The sequence below is a fragment of the Dysgonomonas reticulitermitis genome (genome assembly GCF_054601275.1).
This window is the reverse complement of sequence record NZ_BAAHWU010000109.1, coordinates 1-2,469: the sequence shown is the minus strand read 5'-3', so window position 1 is coordinate 2,469 and position 2,469 is coordinate 1. Positions and strand designations below refer to the sequence as shown.

Genomic DNA, 2,469 nt, shown 5'->3' with positions numbered 1-2,469 from the left:
TCGCCTCTACCTGTTCGGTAGTGTAATTCTTTAGTTGTTTTACCTTACGTCCCATTGTCTTTCTGTTTAATCAGTGAGACTACAAAGATATAACTTATTTGGGTAATTTAATAATATAATTTATATATTAGCCTCGCCCGACAGTTTCCGAAGTAAGTCCATCTCTTCTTTTTTCACCGGTTCGACGATTTTGCTATTCAGAATCGCGGCATGTGAATAAGCGCTAACGGTCAGCCCGGCGAGGGACGCCCTTCGCTTAACGGCGTAGTATTCCGGTTCGGAGAAGCGGATGCTGACCATTCGCGATTTCCGTTGCGAAATGCCCTTTTTCGGGCGACCGCCTTTGTGCTTATCTTTACTTGCTTCTTCCATAAAATTGCCGACCAACGGGAGCAATTTTCCCTTTCACGTCAGCGAAAGCAAGGGTTTTCGTATTACGAAAACATACCCTTGCTACGCTAACCAAACATTTATGTTCCATTGGAATGGGTAAATTTTACACTCTCGTTTGTGGAAATAAAATATCTATACCTCGACATCATTCGATTGTTCATCCTGTTCTTCATTCCCGCACCGTTTCATGCCCTCCAGCCATTCGAGAAGTCCGTGTCTGTCCTCCTTCTGCACACCGCTCAAAAGCTCCCTGTATGCCTCAAAATGGCAGGATATGATGGAATCAGCTAAGGAAGATGCTGTTGTGTGATGTTCGCTTGCAAACAGCCGTGCAATACTTTTAAGATTGCGATGCGTCTGTGGACTGATATATACTGCGAACCGTTCCCTCATCCGTTTCTCCTGACAATAGGTCTCAATATATTCCTCGATTGAAACCTGTTTTTGATTCTTTTTTGCTTTCATTACTTATTCCTTTTAATTGTTAAACATTGATGCCTGTTCTGAATTAAATATTGAATTCTATACTAACATCTTATCTTATTTCCAAATTGATTCTGAAACAGATTCTCATATAAGCGTCAGTTTTTATATCCGTCAATATTCCGGCTCTGAACTTACTGTTTAACTCTGTTCTGAAATCAATTCTGATGCAAATAAACAATTATTAATCAGTACCATAATCGAATTGGGATTATATGGATGATTCTGCAATATCTTTCCATTACAGTTTCTTGAAAGACGGTGTAAACTGCACCGGTTTGCACACCGAATTACAATGTGCCGACAATAACTGTTCTTCTTATTTTTGATTATGTTCTGATAAAATTTGAAAGAAGTTGAGTTGGATTGGAAAAGTAACTTTTTCGGACTAAAATACCTGTTCAAACAAAAGATTTGTCCTACCCACCGAAGCAAACCACTGCCAAATCGACGCAACATGCTGCCACTTGCCTGTAAATCCTTTGCGATGCGGATTTTTCTGTTTTACTTCGTGGTGAAAAGGTGAAAATATCACCGCTTCAGGGAATGAACTTGTGCAAAATACAGTGTAAAAAAGCAAAGGAAGCCGTTCTTTGGAATGTGATAATTTAATACCTTAATTTTGGCAGGAAATAGAAATTTAACAAATAAAATATCAAGATGGAAATAGTAACTATTGATGCGAAAACATTCGAGGCGATGCTCTCAAAATTTGAGAATTTCGCTACCCGAATGGAACATCTTTGTCGTCTGTATGGCAATACAGAAAGCGAGTGGATGGACAATCAGGATGTGTGTATGCTGCTGAATATCTCGCCTCGAACCTTACAAACGCTTCGGGATAACGGAACGTTGGCTTATACTCAGATTAACCACAAGACCTATTATAAACCCGAAGATGTGGAAAAGGTTCTCCCTCTGGTAGAAGAGAAACGTAAACAGGCTATTGACAAGGGAAAAGAATTATAAGCATGGAGAATGAGTATCAAATTTTCCCTCTCGCATGGTTAGGAGCTTGGGAAAGTGTAAACGGCAATCCCGATGTATATATTTTTCAGGGATACGATGGCAACTATTATCTGCTAACCTACAGCTACGACAAGGAATTGGAGCGAGGAGATTTTTCTTGCTATGATATGGATTCCGACGAAAATGGTTGGTATATCCAAATGGGAATAAAAATCTGCCGATTAATATCTGAAAGCTCTCCCTATGGGCTTCATATCACAGGTTGGGGCAGCTATATAAAGTATTAGACAAATAAATCAATATAATAACAACAAGAATATGAGCAACCAATTAATCACACCGGAGAATAATGAACGTGTAAAATCATTTCTTCTTTCATTGGATCGTTTGGCTTCGCTAATGGAGCGATTATTTCCCATTCGTAAACCGACACTACACGGAGAGAGCTTTTATACGGACGAGGAATTGTCGAAAAAACTGAAGGTCAGCCGGAGCAGTTTGCAGGATTACCCTGCGCCCGTACTGGGTATATAATAAATATCTCTTTGGCAAGAGATTAGGTTTGTGTTCTTTGAAGTGACCTATCATCAACCGACTTATCTGAATGGGAAACCGGACAGGGAG

General features: G+C 39.8%; 5 protein-coding genes. 3 read left to right on the top strand and 2 right to left on the bottom strand.

The window, feature by feature from the left end; genetic code table 11:
• Positions 1 to 120 precede the first annotated feature (120 nt).
• Positions 121 to 396: a plasmid mobilization protein gene (locus ACYPZI_RS15845; protein WP_459603328.1), complete on the bottom strand. Its 276-nt coding sequence runs from the start codon at positions 394 to 396 to the stop codon at positions 121 to 123.
• A gap of 129 nt (positions 397 to 525) precedes the next feature.
• Positions 526 to 858, bottom strand: a complete 333-nt coding sequence (locus tag ACYPZI_RS15840; protein WP_459603326.1) for a DUF3408 domain-containing protein — start codon at positions 856 to 858, stop codon at positions 526 to 528.
• 678 nt (positions 859 to 1,536) lie between these two features.
• On the opposite strand from ACYPZI_RS15840, the gene ACYPZI_RS15835 reads away from it, so the two are divergent.
• From ACYPZI_RS15835 to ACYPZI_RS15825, 3 genes are read left to right on the top strand one after another with little or no spacing between them, the layout of a single operon-like run.
• On the top strand, positions 1,537 to 1,845 hold the full coding sequence (locus ACYPZI_RS15835; RefSeq protein WP_459603324.1) for a helix-turn-helix domain-containing protein: 309 nt from the start codon (positions 1,537 to 1,539) through the stop codon (positions 1,843 to 1,845).
• Positions 1,846 to 1,847: 2 nt separating this feature from the next.
• A complete protein-coding gene (locus ACYPZI_RS15830; RefSeq protein WP_459603322.1) occupies positions 1,848 to 2,132 on the top strand; it encodes a DUF3876 domain-containing protein in 285 nt (94 codons plus the stop codon).
• Positions 2,133 to 2,163: 31 nt separating this feature from the next.
• Positions 2,164 to 2,379, top strand: coding sequence for a hypothetical protein (locus ACYPZI_RS15825; protein WP_459603320.1), 216 nt, complete (start codon positions 2,164 to 2,166; stop codon positions 2,377 to 2,379).
• The last annotated feature ends 90 nt before the right edge of the window (positions 2,380 to 2,469 follow it).

Bases quoted from the DNA above. Each gene is read 5' to 3' on its own strand.
- ACYPZI_RS15840 (WP_459603326.1), bottom strand. From the start codon at position 858: ATGAAAGCAAAAAAGAATCAAAAACAGGTTTCAATCGAGGAATATATT.
- ACYPZI_RS15835 (WP_459603324.1), top strand. From the start codon at position 1,537: ATGGAAATAGTAACTATTGATGCGAAAACATTCGAGGCGATGCTCTCA.
- ACYPZI_RS15830 (WP_459603322.1), top strand. From the start codon at position 1,848: ATGGAGAATGAGTATCAAATTTTCCCTCTCGCATGGTTAGGAGCTTGG.
- ACYPZI_RS15825 (WP_459603320.1), top strand. From the start codon at position 2,164: ATGAGCAACCAATTAATCACACCGGAGAATAATGAACGTGTAAAATCA.